The 18767-nt window shown below is 71.3% G+C and carries 21 protein-coding genes and 1 tRNA gene; 10 read left to right on the top strand and 12 right to left on the bottom strand.

Going from position 1 to position 18767, the window contains the following annotated elements; genetic code table 11:
* The first annotated feature begins 160 nt into the window (after positions 1 to 160).
* Entirely contained in the window at positions 161 to 1207 is a 1047-nt protein-coding gene (locus EXE48_RS15665) for a phosphoribosylaminoimidazolesuccinocarboxamide synthase (RefSeq protein ID WP_137712001.1), read from the top strand.
* Between the two features lie 93 nt (positions 1208 to 1300).
* Complete coding sequence (locus tag EXE48_RS15660; RefSeq protein WP_053770854.1) at positions 1301 to 2017, top strand: DUF47 domain-containing protein; 717 nt, start codon at positions 1301 to 1303, stop codon at positions 2015 to 2017.
* 10 nt (positions 2018 to 2027) lie between these two features.
* Here the strand turns inward: EXE48_RS15660 and EXE48_RS15655 are convergent, their stop codons facing one another.
* Complete coding sequence (locus tag EXE48_RS15655; RefSeq protein WP_137712000.1) at positions 2028 to 4748, bottom strand: AAA domain-containing protein; 2721 nt, start codon at positions 4746 to 4748, stop codon at positions 2028 to 2030.
* A gap of 140 nt (positions 4749 to 4888) precedes the next feature.
* Between EXE48_RS15655 and EXE48_RS15650 the strand changes: the two genes are divergently transcribed.
* Complete coding sequence (locus EXE48_RS15650) at positions 4889 to 5440, top strand: hypothetical protein (protein WP_053770856.1); 552 nt, start codon at positions 4889 to 4891, stop codon at positions 5438 to 5440.
* Positions 5441 to 5523: 83 nt separating this feature from the next.
* Positions 5524 to 5691 carry a hypothetical protein gene (locus EXE48_RS18850; protein WP_167551891.1) on the top strand — a complete coding sequence of 56 codons (168 nt, stop codon included), beginning with the start codon at positions 5524 to 5526 and terminating at the stop codon, positions 5689 to 5691.
* Between the two features lie 60 nt (positions 5692 to 5751).
* Here the strand turns inward: EXE48_RS18850 and EXE48_RS15645 are convergent, their stop codons facing one another.
* The 6 genes from EXE48_RS15645 to EXE48_RS15620 all read right to left on the bottom strand — a co-directional run bounded on the left by EXE48_RS15645 (position 5752) and on the right by EXE48_RS15620 (position 10754).
* On the bottom strand, positions 5752 to 6150 hold the full coding sequence (locus EXE48_RS15645) for a DUF7975 family protein (RefSeq protein WP_053770857.1): 399 nt from the start codon (positions 6148 to 6150) through the stop codon (positions 5752 to 5754).
* A 71-nt stretch (positions 6151 to 6221) separates the two neighbouring features.
* A complete protein-coding gene (locus EXE48_RS15640; RefSeq protein ID WP_137711999.1) occupies positions 6222 to 7397 on the bottom strand; it encodes a DUF7118 family protein in 1176 nt (391 codons plus the stop codon).
* A 3-nt stretch (positions 7398 to 7400) separates the two neighbouring features.
* Positions 7401 to 7784, bottom strand: coding sequence for a phosphoribosyl-AMP cyclohydrolase (hisI, locus tag EXE48_RS15635; protein WP_053770859.1), 384 nt, complete (start codon positions 7782 to 7784; stop codon positions 7401 to 7403).
* An 80-nt stretch (positions 7785 to 7864) separates the two neighbouring features.
* Entirely contained in the window at positions 7865 to 8365 is a 501-nt protein-coding gene (locus EXE48_RS15630; RefSeq protein WP_241992029.1) for a GNAT family N-acetyltransferase, read from the bottom strand.
* Position 8366: 1 nt separating this feature from the next.
* On the bottom strand, positions 8367 to 9701 hold the full coding sequence (locus EXE48_RS15625) for a DUF92 domain-containing protein (RefSeq protein ID WP_053770861.1): 1335 nt from the start codon (positions 9699 to 9701) through the stop codon (positions 8367 to 8369).
* 273 nt (positions 9702 to 9974) lie between these two features.
* Entirely contained in the window at positions 9975 to 10754 is a 780-nt protein-coding gene (locus tag EXE48_RS15620) for an HAD-IIA family hydrolase (RefSeq protein ID WP_053770862.1), read from the bottom strand.
* A 150-nt stretch (positions 10755 to 10904) separates the two neighbouring features.
* Here EXE48_RS15620 and EXE48_RS15615 point away from each other — a divergent pair, with 150 nt between their 5' ends.
* The 4 genes from EXE48_RS15615 to EXE48_RS15600 all read left to right on the top strand — a co-directional run bounded on the left by EXE48_RS15615 (position 10905) and on the right by EXE48_RS15600 (position 13620).
* Positions 10905 to 11678, top strand: a complete 774-nt coding sequence (locus EXE48_RS15615) for a GTP cyclohydrolase III (protein ID WP_053770863.1) — start codon at positions 10905 to 10907, stop codon at positions 11676 to 11678.
* A 100-nt stretch (positions 11679 to 11778) separates the two neighbouring features.
* A complete protein-coding gene (locus EXE48_RS15610) occupies positions 11779 to 12018 on the top strand; it encodes a hypothetical protein (RefSeq protein ID WP_053770864.1) in 240 nt (79 codons plus the stop codon).
* Between the two features lie 156 nt (positions 12019 to 12174).
* Positions 12175 to 13086 carry a 1,4-dihydroxy-2-naphthoyl-CoA synthase gene (locus EXE48_RS15605; RefSeq protein WP_137711998.1) on the top strand — a complete coding sequence of 304 codons (912 nt, stop codon included), beginning with the start codon at positions 12175 to 12177 and terminating at the stop codon, positions 13084 to 13086.
* Positions 13087 to 13176: 90 nt separating this feature from the next.
* A complete protein-coding gene (locus EXE48_RS15600; RefSeq protein ID WP_137712023.1) occupies positions 13177 to 13620 on the top strand; it encodes a CBS domain-containing protein in 444 nt (147 codons plus the stop codon).
* 20 nt (positions 13621 to 13640) lie between these two features.
* On the opposite strand, the gene EXE48_RS15595 is transcribed toward EXE48_RS15600, so the two are convergent.
* Positions 13641 to 15929, bottom strand: coding sequence for a nitric-oxide reductase large subunit (locus EXE48_RS15595; RefSeq protein WP_137707168.1), 2289 nt, complete (start codon positions 15927 to 15929; stop codon positions 13641 to 13643).
* A gap of 241 nt (positions 15930 to 16170) precedes the next feature.
* Here EXE48_RS15595 and EXE48_RS15590 point away from each other — a divergent pair, with 241 nt between their 5' ends.
* Positions 16171 to 16623: a MoaD/ThiS family protein gene (locus tag EXE48_RS15590; RefSeq protein ID WP_137711997.1), complete on the top strand. Its 453-nt coding sequence runs from the start codon at positions 16171 to 16173 to the stop codon at positions 16621 to 16623.
* A 57-nt stretch (positions 16624 to 16680) separates the two neighbouring features.
* Positions 16681 to 16899: a hypothetical protein gene (locus tag EXE48_RS15585; protein WP_053770867.1), complete on the top strand. Its 219-nt coding sequence runs from the start codon at positions 16681 to 16683 to the stop codon at positions 16897 to 16899.
* 289 nt (positions 16900 to 17188) lie between these two features.
* Here EXE48_RS15585 and EXE48_RS15580 read toward each other — a convergent pair.
* From EXE48_RS15580 to EXE48_RS15565, 4 genes are all read right to left on the bottom strand, one after another.
* A tRNA-Leu gene (locus tag EXE48_RS15580) sits at positions 17189 to 17273 on the bottom strand.
* Positions 17274 to 17318: 45 nt separating this feature from the next.
* Positions 17319 to 17675 (bottom strand): ferredoxin, encoded by a 357-nt coding sequence (locus EXE48_RS15575; RefSeq protein WP_053770869.1) that lies wholly within the window; start codon positions 17673 to 17675, stop codon positions 17319 to 17321.
* A gap of 79 nt (positions 17676 to 17754) precedes the next feature.
* Positions 17755 to 17994 (bottom strand): DUF7508 domain-containing protein, encoded by a 240-nt coding sequence (locus EXE48_RS15570; protein WP_121599811.1) that lies wholly within the window; start codon positions 17992 to 17994, stop codon positions 17755 to 17757.
* 19 nt (positions 17995 to 18013) lie between these two features.
* Positions 18014 to 18472 (bottom strand): DUF5796 family protein, encoded by a 459-nt coding sequence (locus EXE48_RS15565; protein ID WP_137705297.1) that lies wholly within the window; start codon positions 18470 to 18472, stop codon positions 18014 to 18016.
* Positions 18473 to 18767 lie beyond the last annotated feature (295 nt).

The raw sequence follows: 18767 nt of genomic DNA, 5'->3' as shown, positions 1-18767 counted from the left end.
CTGGGCGGGCGAGCGGGGTGTCGCTTTCGATGCGAGCGCGCCGGCGACGAGCCGCGCCGCGCTCGGTCTGATCCGCAGACGTGGATCGAAACGAGGTAAAACGGGTCGAGGTGACCACGTAACTGGAACCTTCTTGTGGGAGGCGGTCGCGGTATGCGCCATGACGAGCGTCAAGGAGTTCCGCGTCGACGAGCCGGCGACCGCCGACGGACTCGGCCGCGGTCGGTTCGTCTTCACGGACGCCTACTCGGTGTTCGACTGGGGGCAGATGCCCGACGCGATTCCGCACAAGGGCGCGAGCCTCTGCGCGATGGGCGCGTTCAACTTCGAGCTGCTGGAGCGCGAGGGGGTCCCGACCCACTACCGAGGGGTCGCGGACCCCGACTCCGGTCGCGTCGTCCCGCTCGACGAGGCGACCGCCCCGCCGACGGAGATGGCCATCGACCTGACGCAGGTGCCCGACCTCCCGTACGAGGGCCCCCACGCCGGCTACGACTACGACGCCTTCCACGCCGCGGGCGGAGAGAACTACCTCGTCCCGCTCGAAGTTGTCTTCCGCAATCGCGTCCCCGTCGGGTCCAGCCTGCGGCGCCGCAGGGAGCCCGCCGACTTCGGCCTCGACGACCTCGCCGGCGCCGACGGCGAGTGGCCGGACGAGCCGGTCGACCTCCCGGAGCCCGTCGTGGAGTTCTCGACGAAGTACGAGCAGCAGGACCGCTACCTGACCCGCGCGGAGGCCGACGAGGTCGCGGGCGTCGCCGACGTCGAGGCCCTCGAATCGCTCGCGCGCGACGTGAACCGCGTCGTCACCGACCGCGCCGAGGCGGCGGGCTTCGTGCACGAGGACGGCAAGATCGAGTGCCTCTCCGTCGACGGCGAGCTGCGCGTCGCCGACGTGGTCGGCACCTTCGACGAGAACCGGTTCTCCTACGGCGGCCGCGGGATCTCGAAGGAGGTCGTCCGCCAGTGGTACAAGGCGAACGACCCCGACTGGGTCGCGGCCGTGAAGGAAGCGAAGGAGTCGGTGGCGGGCCGCGAGACGGACGACTGGCGCGAGCTCTGCGACGAGTCTCCCGACCCACTCCCTCCCGCGGTCGTCGAGGCGGTCTCCGACCTGTACGCGGCCGGGGCGAACGCCTACACCGGCCGCGAGTGGTTCGACGCGCCCGGCGTCGAGGCCGCGCTCGACGCGGCCGAGGGCCTGTAACGTCAGGGGGATCGCCGGGAAGCGGGGGGCGGACCGTCACCATCGATCGGACGCGAGGGAACCTCTTTATCGCCGACGCGCGTGGATGGAGACATGCCCACCGAGGCCGACTTCGGGGAGCGGTTGGAGACCCAGACCGCGGCGTACCTCGACCGGATCGACGACTGCGTCGTCCTCCTGCCGCGCGTCCTCGACGAGTACGCCGACGAGGGTGCCTACCGGGACACTGTCGACGAGATAGCCGCCGTCGAAAGCGAGTGCGACGACCTCGTCCGCGACGTTCGGGCGCTCATCACGGATGCGGGGCCGGACGACATCGGACTGTTGAACACGCGGATCAACTTCAACGAGTCCGCCCTGCTCGACTTCTACAACGAGCTGGACGTGGTCGCGAACCACACCGAACGGATCGCTCAGGAGGTGGCGATGATGCGCCCCGACGCGAGCGTCGAGCCGTTCGCCGACATGCGCGAGATGGCGGACCGGATCGCCGAGATGGTCGCGGTCCTCGGCGACGTGGTCGAGGGGTTCGTCAGGGGGCTCACGCGCGCCGACGGAACGGAGACGTTGGCCGACGGAATCGAGGCGATCCGCGGCTTGGAAAGCGAGTGCGACGACCTCCGTAACGACGCGATCGAGACCGCGTTCGCCGACGAGACGATCGATCAGCCCCTCGTCTACCGCGGGCTCGCGATCCTGCTGGACGAACTCGCCAACGCCGTCGAGGACCTCACCGATCGGATCGTCGTTATCGCGAGCAAGGAGCCGGGAATCGTGGCCGAGTCGGCGTCGGACGCGGACGGGAACTGAATACCTCCCGTCACCGCCGCGCCCAGTCGAGCATGCGTCCGTAGAAGGGGTCGGAGGCGAGCGCGTCCGCGTCGCCGACGATCGTCAGCTGCTTTTTCGCCCGAGTGAGGGCCACGTTGACGCGGCGGTGGTCCTCGAAGATGGGCCCGTCCAGGTCGCCGGTCGCGACGAAGGAGACGAGGATGACTTCCTTCGAGGAGCCCTGGAAGCGGTCGACGGTGTCGACCGTCACGTCGGTCCGGCGACCGATCTCGGCGACCTGCGCGCGGAACGGCGCGATCACGCCGACGTCGTCGGGGTCGACGCCGGCGGCGACGTAGGCGTCGACGACCGCGGCGACGCGCTCGGCCTCGCGGACGTTCCGGTTGCCGTCGCGCTCGCCGTCCGGGTCGACGAACCCCACGCCGCCGGTCAGGTCGGGCGCGAGCGCGTCGGGGTCGACGCCGAGGTCCGCGAGCGTCTGCCCGGCGACCTCGGGCGTGGCGGGCCGGAGCGCGCCGTCGTAGAACTCCGCGGAGGCGAACGCCTGGATGCGCTGGCTCATCCGGTACTGGCGGTCGAGCATGACGCTCGCGTCCGGGTACGTCTCGATGAGGCGCTGGAAGAGGGAGGTCTTGAGGTCGTTCTCCGCGCGGACGACCGGCGGGAGCTGCTCGTGGTCGCCGACGAGGACGAACCGGTCCGCGAGGGTGATCGCGGCGTGGGTGCCCGGCTCCGTGAGCTGGGAGGCCTCGTCGACGAGCGCCACGTCGAACTCGCACTCGCGCATGACCCGGGAGCCGCAGGCCGCGGTGGTGGCGGCGACGACCGGGGCGTCCCGCAGCTCTGCCGCCTTCGCGTTCGGCTCGCCGCGCTGGACCAGCCGCACGTCCTGCATGTCGCCCCGGACCCCCGTCTCCGTGCCCACCCTGAGCACGTCGTCGAACCCCTGGTCGCGGAGCGCCGCCAGCGCGTTGTCGACCGCGCGGTTCGTGAACGCGGAGAGCAGCACGCGGTTCCCCTCCGCGACGAGGGCGCGGATCGCCCGCGCGATGGTGTACGTCTTCCCGGTGCCCGGCGGGCCGTGGATCAGCGCCAGGTCCTCGGCGTCGACCGCGAGCTCGACCGCCTCGTTCTGGGCCGCGTTGTTGCCGATGTACGCGTCGGGCGCGTCCGGGTCGTCGGTCCCGGGGCTGCCCGGCGGCCGTTCGCTCGGCTCCCGGAACTCGGGCTCGCGGCGGCCGAACAGCACGTCCTTGCGTTCCGGGTCGCCCTTCAGGACCGCGTCGTGGAGCGCGGTGAGCGACCGGTCGACGGAGATCTCGGACGGGTACACGTCGAGCCGGCGCAGCTCGACCGGCTCGTCCGTCTCGACGATCACCTCGTCGCTTCCGAGCGACGTTATCCGGCCGAGCTCCGCGTGGCCGGAGACGGGGTCGCCGTCGCTCGCGAGCGCCACGTCGCCCTCGCGGAGCTTCGAGACGGCGTCGCCGGGCTTCCGGGCGCGGAGCGCCCAGCGGGCGTCGTCGATCTCCGTCCGCGCGACCGGTTCGAGGCCGATCAGCGCGCGGTCGTCCGCGGCGCGTTCTTCGGGGCTCTGCTCCCACAGCTTCCGGTACTCCGCGTGGGTCTCGCGGCGCTCCTCCGCTAAGGCGACGTAGAAGCGGTCGAAGTAGTCGCGCTCCGCGTCGGGGACCGGCGTCCCGATCTGCCCCGCCTTCGACTCCTGGTCGAGCCGGCCGGAGACCACCATACAGGCGTCCTGCTCGAAGCAGTAGCTGCACGTCGCGTCCGCCTCGTACCCCGTCGGCACCGTCGGGCGCTCGCCGGGGTCGTTGAGCGCGCGCCACTCCATCGCGGCGAGGGCGTTGCGCTCGCGCACGACGAACTCAAGGAAGCCGCGCCCGACCGTGAACTCCTTGGCGGGCGCGAGGTCGCCCGACGCCTCGCTGCGGTCGAGGGCGGTGTTCTTCGTGTACAGCAGCGTCCCGATGTCCGGGTCGACACCCCGCTCGTCGAGCATGAGCGCGTAGCAGGCCGCCTGGACCTTGTCGTGGAAGCGCGGCTCCCGCTTGGTGTTCTTCCCCGTCTTCAGCTCGACGGGCGTGCCGCGCCGGAGCGCGTCCGCCCGCCCCTTCAGCCCGAAGGTGGGCGAGATGAGGCTGAACTCCGAGCGCCACGTGTCGTCGTCGGAGAGCGTCCCCTGCGCGAGCCACCCCTCGATCGCGGCGGCGTTGCGGCGCACCTCGTCTTCGACCTCCTCGGTCTCGTAGCCGAGGAGGCCGAGTTCGAGCCCCGCCTCCGCGACGCGGTCCTCGACGGACGCCTCCAGCTCCACCCCGCGGAGCAGGTCGCCGAACACCTCGTGGACGATGGTCCCCTTGACAACCGGGTAGTTGAGCGGGATCCCGGAGAGCTTGTTCAGGTAGTACATCCGCGGGCACTGGACCCACGACCGGATCCCCGTCACGTCGACGAGGAAGTCGGGCTGGAGGACGACCCACGACTCGCCGGTCGTGGCGTACCCCGTTTCGCCGCGGTACTCGTCCTCCTCCGCGTCGGTGACGAGCAGCTCCATCCCCGGCTCCGCGTGCTCGGCCGTCTCCGTCCACTTCCCCCACAGCGTCACGTCGACCGGGTCGCCCGCGCCGCGGTCGGGCCGGACCCGCACCTCGCGGAGGTCGCGCTCGCCGTGCGACGTCGACACCGTCCGCGCCTCCCCGACGGAGACGATCGGCCCCCGAACGTTCACGTCCCCGCTCGGCGGCGGCACCGAAAAACGCTGTCGGTGAGCGCGGTCGTCGCGGCCGGCGCTCCTCTGCTCGCCGTCGCCCCCGCGTTCGCCCCGCACCGACACGCTCTTGCGCTCGCGACCCCCACGCATCCACCAGCATGCGCGTACGAGACTGGGACGACATCCTCGCGGACGTCGCGAGCGACTCGACCGACCCCGACGGCTGGCGCGCGGTCGCCGGCACCCGCCGCGGCGGCCTCGGCGAGGACCTCTACTTCGGCCACCCGAGCGTCGGCCTCTACCACCTGAAGACGTACGCCAAGAACCCCCGCGACCTCCGCGGCGTCGGCGCGCAGGTCGCCCGCAGCGTCGACGACGAGCTCGACCCGCTCCTCCCGGACGCCGACAGCGACGGGCGGTTCGCCGTTCGGTCGGCCCCGGAGGACGAGGAGCACGCCGAGGAGATGGCGACCCGGCTCACGGAGACGCTGCGGGTCCACGCGGAGGCGCCGACCGACCCCGACCACCTCTTCGAGGACGTGATGGAGGCCGTCGAGTCGCCCGCGTTCGGCCCGATGGAGTACGAGTTCGACGGCCGCCCGGACGAGCTCGACGAGCTCTCCGACACCTTCGAGCAGGCCGAGGAGCTGCTCACCAGCGAGCTCGACGACCTGATCGAAGACGACGACGTGGACCGCGGGTTCCACTGACGGGAGCGACCGCTCGGTCCGCGCGGACCGAGCCTGCCGACCACCGCCGCATCGGTTTTGTCGCTCCGCGGTCAACGTCTGGTATGGGACTCAAAGAAGACACCGCGAACGGCGTAATCTCGCTCGGCATCGGCGTCATCGTCACCTGGCTCACCGCCGGCGACGGCGACCACAGCACGGCTGACCTCCTCGTCGCGGTCGCGATCAGCTCGTTCCTCTCGGGCTTCTTCACGAGCTACTTCGCGAAGTGACGCGCGGAGCGGCGAGGGGGAGCCGGAACCGTCGCCCTCAGATCGCCGTCACCTACGCCCTCAGATCGCCGTCACCCACGCCCGGTACTCGGCGTCGAGCTCGTACACCTCGCGGAACGCGCGCTCGACGAACCCCGCGACGCGGTTCGCGTCCGAGCGCGCGGTGACGACGGCGTTCGTCCCCTCGGCCTCCTCGGGGCTGACGAGCTCGTCGATCCGGAACTCGGGGAACTCCGAGAGCAGGTCCTTCAGGCGCTCTAGCTCCTCGTCGGTACAGTCCATGATGAGCTCGGTCCCCACGAGCTGGATCCACGGCGGCACCTCGCCGCCCTCGGTGTCGTCGCTGGCGGGGTCGACGTCGACGGTCATCACGTCGCCGGAGCGCGCGCGGTGCGCGGCCGCGGCGTCGGCGAACAGCCTCAGCCGCTCGTCCTCGCCCGCGGCGTCGAATCTGGTCATACCCACGCTCGGCCGCGACGGGGCTTAAAAATCCGCACTCCGCGGCCGCGGGAGACTCCGCCCGTCCCCGGTCACTCTCGCTCCGTCTCCGCCAGCACGTCCTCGACGGTCGACAGCGTCCGCTCGGCCTCGGCGAGCCGCGCCTCGGCCTCCCCCTCCTCGATCAGCGCCAGGTCCTCGTCGTCGAGTTCGTGTCGAACCTCGGCCGCGCGGCGGAGCCGCTCGTACTCGTCGCTCCGCGCCAGCTCCCGGACGGAGCGCAGGGTCGCGACCGCCTCGTCGTCCGCGATCCGTCCGACGAGCGGGACCAGCTCGTCGATCTCGTAGGCCAGCTCGTCGCCGGACTTCGGCGGCCAGTCGAGCGTCAGCGGCTCGCCGTCGAGCCGTTCTAGGTACGTCCGGTGGACCGCGACCGCGGTGCGGAGCGCGCCCGGGTCGTCGACGTAGTGCTCCAGCTTGGAGTTCGTGTAGTCGGCGTACTCCAGCAGCGTCGCGGGCGGCTCCTCGCCGGCCGCGTGCGTCTCGACGTACTCCGCGAGGTCCGTCGGCGGCACGTCGACGTCGACGAAGGGCGTCCCGTCGGCGCGGTCGAGGAAGTCGAACACCTCGCGGGCCGACGCCGACTTGAAGAACTCCTCGAACGCCGCCCGGACCGCCTCGTCGTACGCCTCGATCGGCTCGCGGACGCGGTCGAGGTCCGCGTCGAGGTCGGCGTCGGCCATCTCGGCGACCTCGCGGAGCCCGTCGAGCCGCGCGTCGAGGCGCTTGCGGGCCTCGCGGGCCGCCTTCCGGGCCGCCCGGTAGTCGTCGACCGCGTCGTCGTACGCCTCGAGGAGGTCGACGAACTCCCCGGCCGGCTCCAGCGCCTCGCGGGCGGCCGCGAAGTCCTCCTCGGAGAGCCGGCGCTTGTCGACCGCCTCGTCGGCGGCGTCGAACGCCGCCGCGGCCGGGAGGTCGTCGTCGACGTCGACCGCGTCGTCGAACTCGCCGCGGAACCGGACGTACGACTCGAAGTCGCCGGAGCCGACCGCGTCCTCCTCGAACCGGTCGAGGATCCGGTGCGCGTGCCGGTACGCGTCGGCCGCCGCCTCGACGCGCTCGCGGCCGTAACCGTCGATCCGCGACTCGATCCGACGCAGTTCGTCGTAGCGCTCGCGGAGGCGCGCGGCCGCCTCGCCCGCCTCGGCGACCGGGTCGTCCCCCTCGCCCTTGGCCCGTCCCGCGGTCCCGCCGGCGCTCTCGGACATCGGTCAGTACACCTCGTCCGGGTCGAAGACGCGCTCGCCGACGTGCTCGCCGTCTATCGTCCGGTGGAAGCACGACCGGTGGCCGGTGTGGCAGGCGCCGCCCGCCTGGTCAACGAGGTACAGCAGGGCGTCCGCGTCGCAGTCGACCCGGACCTCCCGGACCGACTGGGTGTGGCCGGAGGTGGCTCCCTTGTGCCACAGCTCCTCGCGGGACCGGGAGTAGTAGTGGGCCTCGCCGGTCTCGCGGGTGCGCGCCAGCGCCTCGGGCGAGACGTACGCGAGCATCAGCACCTCGCCGGAGTCGGCGTCCTGGGCGACCGCCGGCACCAGCCCGTCCTCGCCGAAGTCGACGTCGATCGGCTCGGCCTCCGCGTCGGCGTCACTCATGTCCGTCCGGAGGCGTGGCGCTCGAATAGTCCTTGTGCCTGCGGTCACCGCGCGGAGGCCGTCGTCCGGCGGTCGGGGCGCTATCTCCGCCGCAGCACGAGCGCGTCGCCGTCGGCGTACGCGTCCGGCCGCCGCTCGACGACCTCGAAGCCGAGCGAGTCGTACAGCGCGAGCGCGGCGTCGTTGTCCGGGTGCGCCTGGAGCGTCACCGGCCCGTCGGCGTCCGCTATCGCCGCCCGCAGGAGCCCGCGGGCGCGCCCCTCCCGGCGGAACCCGGGCGCGACGACGAGCTCGGCGAGGTGGACGCCGGGCCGGTTCGGCGCGTCGACCGGGAGCAGGTAGCCGACGACGCGCCCGTCCGCGACGGTCACCCGGGCGGCGCCGACCGCCAGCCCGTACTCCAGCAGGTCCGGGCTCGGCTGCCGAAGGTGCGACTGGAGCTCGCGGATCCGGTCGGCGTCCGCGGTCCGCCCCGGCCGAACCCTCGGGTCCGGGCCGTCGCGGTCGCCGTCGTCGGCAGCGGCCGCGTCGTCGCCGCCGCGCTCGTCTCGGTCGGGGCCGGCGGCGTTCTCGCCCGCCATCTCACGCGACCCCCCAGAGCGCGACGGCGACGGCCGCGCCGGCCAGCGTCGCGAGGAAGTTCACGGTCTGGTTCCCGATCCGGTCGCCCTCTATCAGGGCGCCGAGGAGGCTGTCGACGGTCATGCCGGCGACGCCCGCCGCGACGACCGCGCCGCCCGCCGCGACCCCGCCCGGGGTCACCGGGTCGAGGACCGGCGCCCCGGCGGCGGCGAGGAGGCCGACGAGCAGCGCGCCGGCGAGGCCCGCCAGCTCGCCCTGCCAGGTGATCGCGCCGTCGGTGCCGGGCTCGACGCGGCGGAGCGTCGTCACCAGCCGCGGGCCGTCGAAGAGGCCGCCGATCTCAGAGGAGAGCGTGTCGGCCATCGCGGTCGCCGTCGCGCCCGCGAAGGCGAAGCCGAGCGGCGCGGCCGGGACAGCGAGGTGCGGCGCGGCCGCGTAGCCCACCACCGCCGCGAGCGCGACCGCGGAGTTCGCCAGCACGTTGCCGGTGCCGCGGGCGCCCTCGTTCTCCTGAGCGACGCCCCGGGCGGCCTTCTCGTCGAACCGGTACTTCGAGGCGAGGCCGCCGATAGCGTAGAAGGCCATCAGCGTCGCGAACCATCCCACGCCGCCGAGGACGGCCGCGAGCAACGCCGAGACGACGCCGGTGAGCATCCCCGCCACCGAGGCGGTGCCGATGGCGAACGAGACGTAGCCGAGCGCGCCGGTCACCGGGAGGGCGACGAGGATGAGCGCGACGCCGACGGTCGGCTCCAGCGCGAGGAACCCCCACGTCACGAACGCGACGAGGATCGTCGTGATGTGTGCGTCGCGGGAGAACACGAGCGACCGGACCAGCGCCGCCGTGAGCGCGGCCGCCGCCGCGAGGAAGACGAGGAGGGGGACCGTCGCGCCGTCGACGGGGGCGCCGGTCTGGAGCCGCACCCCCGCCTGCCCGACGAGGGCGGCGGCCGTTCCGGCGACGACGTAGCCGGCGACGAGCGGGAACTCGTCGGTCGTCCGCCGTGAGACGACCGTCCGTCCGAGGCGGCCGACGCCGACCGCGAGCGTCGCGGCCGCGAACGCCTCGTACGGCAGCGGGGCGCGCGGCAGCGACGCGAACAGCGCGAGGCCCGCGCCGGCGAGCGCGAAGGAGACGAGCCCGTAGAGCCGCTCCGCCTCGCGGTCGCCGGGCAGCGCGAGCGTCTCGAACCACTCGCCGTCGCGGACGCCGAAGAAGGCCGCGCCGGCGACGGCGAAGAAGGGGACGGCGGCGGCGGTGTCGAGCGCCGGTGCGAGGACCGCAATGGCGGCCACCGCGGCGAAGATACTCGCGCGTCGGAGCCTCCGTATCACACCATCGGCTACCCCCGACGACCACTTAACGGTCCCGACAGCCGTCGGGCGGTCGCTCGGCGCCGCCTCCCGCCCGACGCCGCGCTCAGTACCGGTACTCGTTGAACTGGACCGCGTGTCCCTCCAGCACGCGGACGGACTCCTCGGGGTCCTCCTCGTCGTCGGCGGTCCGGTCCTCGTGTGAGTCAACCACTCCCATATGCGAGCGGTACGCTCGCCGGTACATAACTGTTTCCCACGCGGTGAACGTTATCGCCCTCCGCGACGCGGCGCTCAGCCGAGTACGCGGTCGATCTCTCCGAGGTGGTCGATCACGTGGTCCGGGTCGATGTCCGAGGCCGCGAGGGCGGCCTCGTCGGTGACGCCCGACCGGACGAGGACGGACGTCATCCCGGCGCGCTCGCCGAGCGCGATGTCCGTGTCGAGCCGGTCGCCGACGACGAGACACTCCTCGGGCGGATACGGGAGTCGCTCGCGGACCATCTCGATGGCGGTGTCGGAGGGCTTGCCGAGGACGGCGTCGGGCTCCCGCTCCGCGACGCCCGCTATCGCGTTGATCACGGCCCCGGAGCCGGGCACGTCGCGCTCGGGCGCCGGGATAACCACGTCGGGGTCGGTGCCGATGAACGGGATGTCGCGCTCCAAGGCCCACAGCGCGGTACAGAGGTCGTCGTAGTCGAACTCGCGGTCGATGGAGGCGACCAGGGCGTCGGCGGCCTCGGCCGAGTCGGTCGTCGAGAGGCCGGCGGCCGCGAACTGGTCGAGCAGCCCCGACTCGCCGATACAGAGGAGGTCGTCGTCGGCGTGGCGCTCTCGGAGGTACCGCGTGGTCACGCTGCCGGCGGTGAACACCCGGTCGGCGCCCACGTCGTACCCCGCCGCGCCGAGGCGGTCGACGTACGCCGGGGGCGCCTTCGTCGGGTTGTTCGAGACGAACAGCGTCTCGACCCCCGCCTCCCGGAGCCGGCGGTACCCCGTCGGGGCGCCCGGGATCGGATCGTCGCCGCGCACGACCGTGCCGTCGACGTCGACGACGGCGCCGCTGAATTCCATGTCGGGAGTGGGAGCGCCACGGCCGTAGGGGTTGCGCCCGGATCAGCGGTGCCTCCCAGCCACCCGCCGCAGAGATCACGAACTCGGTACCGGTCCCACCTTCGGGATAACGGAAGGGTAAAGCGGCCGCGTTCCATATCGGTGGTCACTGTGACGACGACCCAGGTGACCCTCGTCCAGATCGACAACTACGGGCCGTGGACGACGACGCCGGAGCCCCGTCGCGAGATGGATCTCCAGACGCTCCAGTCGCGGCTCTACGCCGACGTCGCCCAGTTCCTCGGGCACCGCGACGCCTACGTCTTCTTCACTCGCTTCGACAACATGATCGCCGTGACCAACGGGGTCGACGGCGCCGCCCACGCGACGCTCCAGGAGTCGATCGGCAACCGCTACCCGGTCACCGTGAGCCTCGGAACCGCCGTCGCCGAGCGCCCCGTCGACGCGCTCGAGGCGGCGAACCGACGGCTCCAGACCGCGGGCAGCGCCCAGGACGAGAGCCGGACCGAGGTGCTCGCCGGCGAGTACCTCTCGGAGACGAACCGGTCCGACCTCCAGGTCGCGCACTTCGACGTGATCAACGCGACCGGCAAGTACACCGACCGGCTCAACGAGTTCGACACGTTCATCAACATCGAACGGGCGTACGGCTCGCTGATGCGCCACCTCCGCGAGGCGCACGGCGCGCTCTCCTTCTTCGTCGGCGGCGACAACGTCGTCGCGGTCTGCCCCGACCTCCCCGAGTCGGCGTTCTCGTCGGCGGTCGCCCACGTCGAGGACGACGTCGACATCGAGCTCCAGGTCGGCGTGGGCCGGGGGGCCTCCGCTCACGAGGCCGGCTTCGCGGCCAAGCACGCCCTCGAAGACTGCCGGCACGACGGGACGAACGTCGAGCTGTTCGGCGTGCCCGCCGTCAGCGACTGACTGGCTCGCCGGTCGGTCGAGCTCGCCGCCCCTTCGCCGAATCAATTCTGATAATTTCGGTGCGAGGTTTTTATACACCGCTCCGATACCTCCGGATAGCATGTCAGAGGAGATAGTGTTCGTCTGTACGGCGGACGGCTGTGACGAGGGCCCGTGGGAGGGCTCGCACGACGCGATGGCGCACTGCTCCGAGCACCCGGACCACGGGTACACGGGGATGCCGCGGTCCGAGCTCGACCCGAGCCGCGAGGTGATCCCCGCGACCGCGACGCGGGAGCGCGACAACCGCAACCTCCAGCACAAAGGGCACCCGAAGGGTGCGTACGCGCAGAACGACTGACACGTCCCGACGGACGGGCCGCGGTCCCGGCGTCCGTCCCAGGCCCTGGCAGCGGCTCCCCGTCGTCGACGCGGCGCGCGAGGAATCGCCTCTCTGACGGACCCTTCTCCTTCCGATTCGGCGCCGTTTATGAGCGCCCCGGACGTACGGGCTCGCATGGTCTCGGAGATATTCGATCCCGACACGTGGGAGCCCGTCACCGACGAGTTCGACGACATCACCTACCACCGCGCCGTCGACGTCCCCGCGGTCCGGATCGCCTTCGACCGCCCCGCGGTCCGCAACGCCTTCCGGCCCGGGACGGTCGACGAGCTATACGCCGCGCTCGACCACGCCCGCAAGCAGGCCGACGTGGGCACCGTCCTCCTCACCGGGAACGGCCCCTCCGAGAAGGACGGCGGCTGGGCGTTCTGTTCCGGCGGCGACCAGTCCGTCCGGGGCGGCTCCGGCTACGAGTACCGCGACGACGACGAGGCGGGCGACGACGACGACGACCTCGTCCGGGAGGCGCGCGCGGGCCGGCTCCACATCCTCGAAGTCCAGCGGCTGATCCGATTCATGCCGAAGCCCGTGGTCGCGGTCGTCCCCGGCTGGGCGGTCGGCGGGGGCCACTCGCTGCACGTCGTCTGCGACATGACCCTCGCCAGCGCGGAGCACGCGCAGTTCCTCCAGACCGACCCCGACGTGGGATCGTTCGACGGCGGGTTCGGCTCCGCGTACCTCGCGAAGCAGATCGGGCAAAAGAAGGCCCGAGAGGTGTTCTTCCGAGGCAAGACCTACTCCGCCGAGGAGGCCGCGGACATGGGGATGGTCAACGAGGTCGTCCCGCACGAGGAGCTGGAGGACGTGGCCGTAGAGTGGGCCGACGAGATGACCCGGAAGTCGCCGACCGCGATGCGGATGCTGAAGTACGCGTTCAACATGGCCGACGACGGCATGGTCGGCCAGCAGGTGTTCGCGGGCGAGGCGACGCGGCTCGCCTATATGACCGAAGAGGCGCAGGAGGGCCGCGACGCCTTCCTGGAGGGCCGCGAGCCGCAGTTCCGCGACTACCCCTGGCACTACTGACGAATGGACAGAGACGCGGCCGCTCGCGCGATGACCCTCGGGGCGGCCGCCCCAGTCACCTACAAGTACCCCGCCGCGGTACCGCTACCCATGCTGGTCGAGGAAGTGATGACGACGGACCTCGTGACCTGTGACATCGGCGCCACGGTCCGGGACGCCACGGAGTCGATGCTCCGCAACCGGATCGGCAGCGTCGTCGTCACGGACGGCGGGACGCCCGCCGGGATCCTCACCGAAAGCGACGTCCTCCACGCCGGGTACGTCACCGACGACCCCCTGTCTTCGATCCCGGTTCGGGAGGCCGCGAGCGCCCCGCTCGTCACCGTTCGGCCGAGCGCGACCCTCCGGAGCGCGACCGAGCGCATGCGCTCGGAGGGCGTCAAGAAGCTCGTCGTCGTCGACGGCGTGACGCCCGAGGGGATCGTCACCACGCAGGACATCGTCGACAACTACGCCGGGATCCGCCGGGAGGTCCGCGACCTCGCGACGGACGCGACCGGGTGGTCGGAGCGGTCCGACCGGCTCCGCGACTGAGGACCGCCGGTTAGGTGCCCTCAGTCGTCGTCGCCGACGATCCCCTCCGCGACCGCCATGTCCTCGACCGCGGGGTCGTCCTCCGACGCGCGGAGGACGAACCGCTTGCGGATCAGGTCGGCGACGTAGATGGCCGTCCCGGCGATGATCAGCGTGTCGCCGGGGAGCCGCGCCCAGAACAGCGTCTGGACGATGTCGCGCTCGTAGAAGCCGAGGCTGCGGGCCGCGGCGTAGCTCTCGGTGAACGCGACGTCGAGCTGGAGGAAGCCGACGGGCAGCACGGAGACGAACACCATCAGCGCGAGCCCGACGTTCCAGCACCAGAACGACGCGCGGAGCCACGAGGCGTCCCAGCGGTCGGGGTCGATCGACAGCTGGAGCATGTACGTCACCATGCCGAGCGCGAGGAACCCGAACGCGCCGAACATCGCGGCGTGCGCGTGCCCGACCGTGAGGTAGGTGCCGTGCTCGTAGTAGTTGATCAGCGGGAGGTTGATGAAGAAGCCGAGGACGCCGGCCCCGACGAAGTTCCAGACCCCGCTGGCGACGATGAACATGAACGGCAGTTTGTACGGGAAGCCGGTCTCGCTCATCGCGCGGTACTGCCCGATGGCCTCGTAGAGGATGAAGATCAAAGGCAGCAGCTCCAGCGTCGAGAAGACGCTGCCGATCGGCACCCAGTAGTCGGGCATTCCGATCCACCAGTAGTGGTGCGAGACGCCGATGACGCCGGTGCCCATCACCAAGAGCGCCTGGAGCATGACCGCCTTCTCCGCGCTGCGGCGCGATAGCAGGTTCATCGAGACGAGGGTGAGCCCGATGATGGCGACGATGAAGAACTCGAAGGCCCCCTCGACCCACATGTGGACGACCCACCAGCGCCAGAACTCCGTGACGGCGATGTTGGTCGACGGCGTGAACATGAAGCCGGCGACGAACAGCAGGGTGATCGACCCGCCCGCGTAGAGGATCATGTGCGCGAGCCCGTAGATCGGCTCGCGGTCTAAGAGCGGCTTGAGTCCGCGGATCGCGAGGACCGCCCAGAGGACGAACCCGGCGAGCAGGCCGACCTGCCACACCTTCCCGACCTCGAGGTATTCGAGCCCCTCGTTGCCGAGCAGCCACCAGAGTTCGCCCGGGAGGTAGCCGTTCGCGCCGAGCCAGATGCCGCCCATGCCGCCGACCACGACGACGACGAGCGCGCCGAGCAGGACGCTCACGTACGTCCCCTGTCGCTTCGGCTCGTGGCCGGTGAGCAGCGGCGGGAGGAACAGCCCGGCGCCGAGCCACGTCGACGCGATCCATAAGATTCCGAGGTCGATGTGCCACGTCTTCGCGATGGAGAAGGGGAGCAACTGGAGGATGTGGACCCCGAAGATCCGTTCGATCCCGAAGAAGCCGGCCCGCTCGATGTAGAAGTGCGCGAGCAGGCCGCCCAGGAGTACCTGCGCGAGGAACAGCCCCGCCGCGATGGGGATGAACCGGAGGGCGGCGCGCTGGCTCGGGAAGACGCTCACGTCGCCCGGCTCGGGGACCGAGATCCCCTCCGCGGTCGGCTCCGGCAGCTTCACCGACTTGTACAGCAGGATCGCCGCGCCCGCGGCGCCGACGAGCAGCACCATGGCGATGACGCTCCAGATCATCGCCGACCCGGTGGCGTCGTTGCCGGCGCCGGGCGCGTACGGCCACTCGTTGGTGTACGAGTGGTCGGCGTTCGGGCGGTCGGTGTGCGAGAACCACGCGGTCCACAGCGCGAAGTCGGCGAAGTCCTCCGCCCCCTCCGCGGACTCGATCATCCCGACGGGGACGCCGCGGTCGTGGTCGCCCTCGTGATAGCGCTCGACGTACGTCTCGCGCACCCGCTCGTGGGCGTACAGCTCCGCCGCGGAGTACTCCACCACGTCGCCGCCGTCGTGCGACGCGTCCAGTTCCTCGCGCACGAGCGCGTCGACCCGCGACCGCTCCCCGGCATCGAGCGACTCGTACGCCGCGCCGTACTCGGCGTCGGCGTAGTATTCGCGCATGTACTCCGTCTTCAACTCCAGCGTCTCGGCGGTGTAGTCCTCGCCGTAGTACGCCCCGTTGCCGAGGATCGACCCGTGGTTCATCAGCCCGTACTGCTGAAACGCCGCCTTGCCGTCTTGGACCTCGGCCGCCGTGACGACCGTCTCGCCGTCGGGCCCGACGACCTCGTCGGGTATCGGCGGCGCCTCCTGGTACGCGAACCACGCCCCGGCGCCCATCACGGCGAGGTTCAACAGGAACGCCGCGACGATCACCTTCGCTATCGTCTTTCTCGTGAGTCGCATGGGCGAGCGTACCGTCGGAACCCCCTATGCGGTTAGCGGCAACATGTTCGGTCGCGTTCCCGACGCCCGGAACCGCCGCAGTCGGGCGGTTTCGGACACGTTCCCGGGCGCATCGCGAAACGCCCGGCCGCGCTCCGCGCGTTCGAGGGGCGCAGCCGGCCGGCTCCGCTCGCCGACGGACCGGACGCCCGCGAACATGTTCGCGACCCGTCTTACACGGCCCTGCGGCGTATCGTCGAGCATGTCCCAGACCACCGAGACGGCGGAGTCGCCCCCGACGGACGCGGACGCGAGCGGCGCGGACGGGGCGGCGGCGACGGCGACCGAGGCGGAGACGACCGTCACCGTGCGGTGTACCGGCCACGTGCGCACCGAACTCGACGTGTACGAGTTCGAGTACACCTTCGCGGGCGACACGCTCCGCGCGCTCTTAGACGAGCTGTTCGAGGAGTACCCCCAGCTTCAGGACATGCTGATCGCTGAGACGGAGGAGGACGCGACCCACAGCGGCTGGGCGCCCGCGCCCGACGAGCTCCCTGGGACCTGGACGAAAAACCCGGTCGGCGAGCAGACGACGACCTACGCCCGGATCCTCGTCAACGGCCACTTCAACGAGAACGAGAACGGCTTCGACACGAAGTTGGAGGAGGGCGACCGCGTCGCTCTGGTGTACCCGTTCATGTTCTGCTGTTAGCTCGCCGCCCCGGCCGCCGTCGGTGCGCTTTTTCGGCCGCCGCCGGTATCCGGACCTATGTACGCGGCCCTCTACCGACTCGGAATCGGTGCGTACCTGCTGTGGCTCCTGTTGACCGTCCTGCTAATTCTCGGGCGGTACACCCCGGTGCCGTCGTTTCAGGTCGTTCACCTCGGCGTCGTCGTCGGCGCCGCCGTCCTGACGCTGATCGGCGCCGCCCGACTGCTTCGGAAGGGGTACGGCCGCGCGACGCGACTGCTCAACGAGCGGTCGTGAGTCGGCGTCGCGCTCTCGCCGCAGGAGCGCGGGGGACGGGATTCGAACCACGGTCGCTCCCGTTCGCTCGCCGCGGCGCGGCTCGCTCACCTCCCGCTCCCTGGTTCGAATCTCTTCCTAATCAGACACCTGCGGCTCGCGGAGTGCTCGCCGCAGGAGTGCGGGGGAAGGGATTCGAACCACGGTCGCTCCCGTTCGCTCGCCGCGGCGCGGCTCGCTCACCTCTCGCTCCCTAGTTCGAATCTCTTCTGCTCCTAGTGCTGTCGCTCACGTATTGTTCGCGACAGCATGCGGGGGAAGGGATTCGAACCCTCGAACCTCTACAGGAGCGGATCTTAAGTCCGCCGCTTTTGGCCAGGCTCAGCCACCCCCGCGCGGGTCCCGCTATCCGCGGCGAGGTGAAACCCCTTTCGGAAGTCCTACCAGTCGACCGACAGCGTCCCGTCGCCGTGCGGGTCCGGCGCGATCTCCTCGTCGGTGCGGCGGTCGACGACGTGGATCACGCCCGCGTCCTTCTTCGCGGGACACGCCTCGGCCGCGCGGACGTTCTCTTCGAGGTCCTCCTCGCCGATGTAGTACGCCTCGGGCTTCGCCATCCCGCTCACCACGTCCATGACCCAGTTGTCCGCGACCTCGGCGCACTTGCCCGCCCCGAAACACTTGTTCGCCTCGAAGACGATCTTGTACGGCTTCTCGTCGATCGGCGGTCCCTCGCCGCCGATGTCGCTGGCGCGGAGCACCTCGTCGCCGCCGTCGGTCTCGGCCTCGTCGCTCATGTCGCTTCTTCGGCGGTCGCGGGCCTTTCGTCTGTCGGTCGTTCCCGCTCGTTCGGCACGGTCCGGGCGATCGAGTCGGTCACTCCTCGACGTGGTCCGCGAGCAGCCGCTCGGCGTGCTCGGCCGAGTCGGCGAGTTCCCACCGGACCTTCGCGGCGTCGCCGTACGCCAGCGCCTCCTTCAGCTCGTCGCGGAGGACGCCGGTGCCGAACCCGACCGTGTCGCCGTCGGCGTCGCCTAGCTCGTACAGCGCGTAGCGGCTCGGCGCGCTCCCGACGGTCGAGCGGTCGAGGTCGCGCCAGGGCTTCGCGAGGCTCACGGCGTCGCCCTCGCTCCCGTCACCGGTGCGCGTCGAGGCCGTCCTCGGGGCCCGCGACGATCTCGTAGCTCCCCTCTGTCCAGCCGTCCTCGACGAAGACGAACACGCGCCCGCCGGCGATCTCGGGGTCGGCGACGACCTCGTTGCGCTGGCCCTCGCGACCGACGATCACGCCGGGGAACACCTCGTCACGCTCGCCGTCCTCAACGATGACGCGGCCGACGCCGGACTCCTCCAATATCTCGTCGTCGGTCTTGTAGTCGTTGACGTACGTCATCACGCCCTCCGTCTCCGTGGGGTCGGTGACGAGGACGTGGGTCTCCTTGCCGGGGCCGGCGGTCACCGACCCCTCGGCGGACTCGGGGACGCCCCGGTAGAGGGTCGTTCGGCCGTCGAGGTACTCGACGACGACGCCCTCCTCGCGGAGGTCGACGCCGATCGAGGTCGGCGGCACGTCGCTGCGTGATGGCGCGGACATACGCGACGCTCGGAGTGCCGGCCTCAAAAGGGACGCGCTCGGGCCTCGCGCCGACGCGCGCCCGTCGACGAACCGCCCCGAACGCCGCGCGGTGGGGCGGCCTCAGCCGCGAGAATCGGCGTACCACATTTAAGTTCCTGCCGCGGGGAGTGCGTGGCATGCAACGGACGCGACGGGCGCTTCTCGGGGTCGGCGTCGCCCTCGCCGGGACCGCCGGGTGTCTCGGCGTCGAGGGCGTCCAGTACCCCGACGCCGCCGCGGGCGACGGGGGCGACCCCGTCGGCGACCCGCCCGA

It is taken from the genome of Halorubrum sp. ASP1 (assembly GCF_005435135.1).
Classification (GTDB): Archaea; Halobacteriota; Halobacteria; order Halobacteriales; family Haloferacaceae; genus Halorubrum; species Halorubrum tropicale.
Note: the sequence above shows the minus strand (reverse complement) of the source record. Positions and strands in the feature narration are given on the sequence as shown.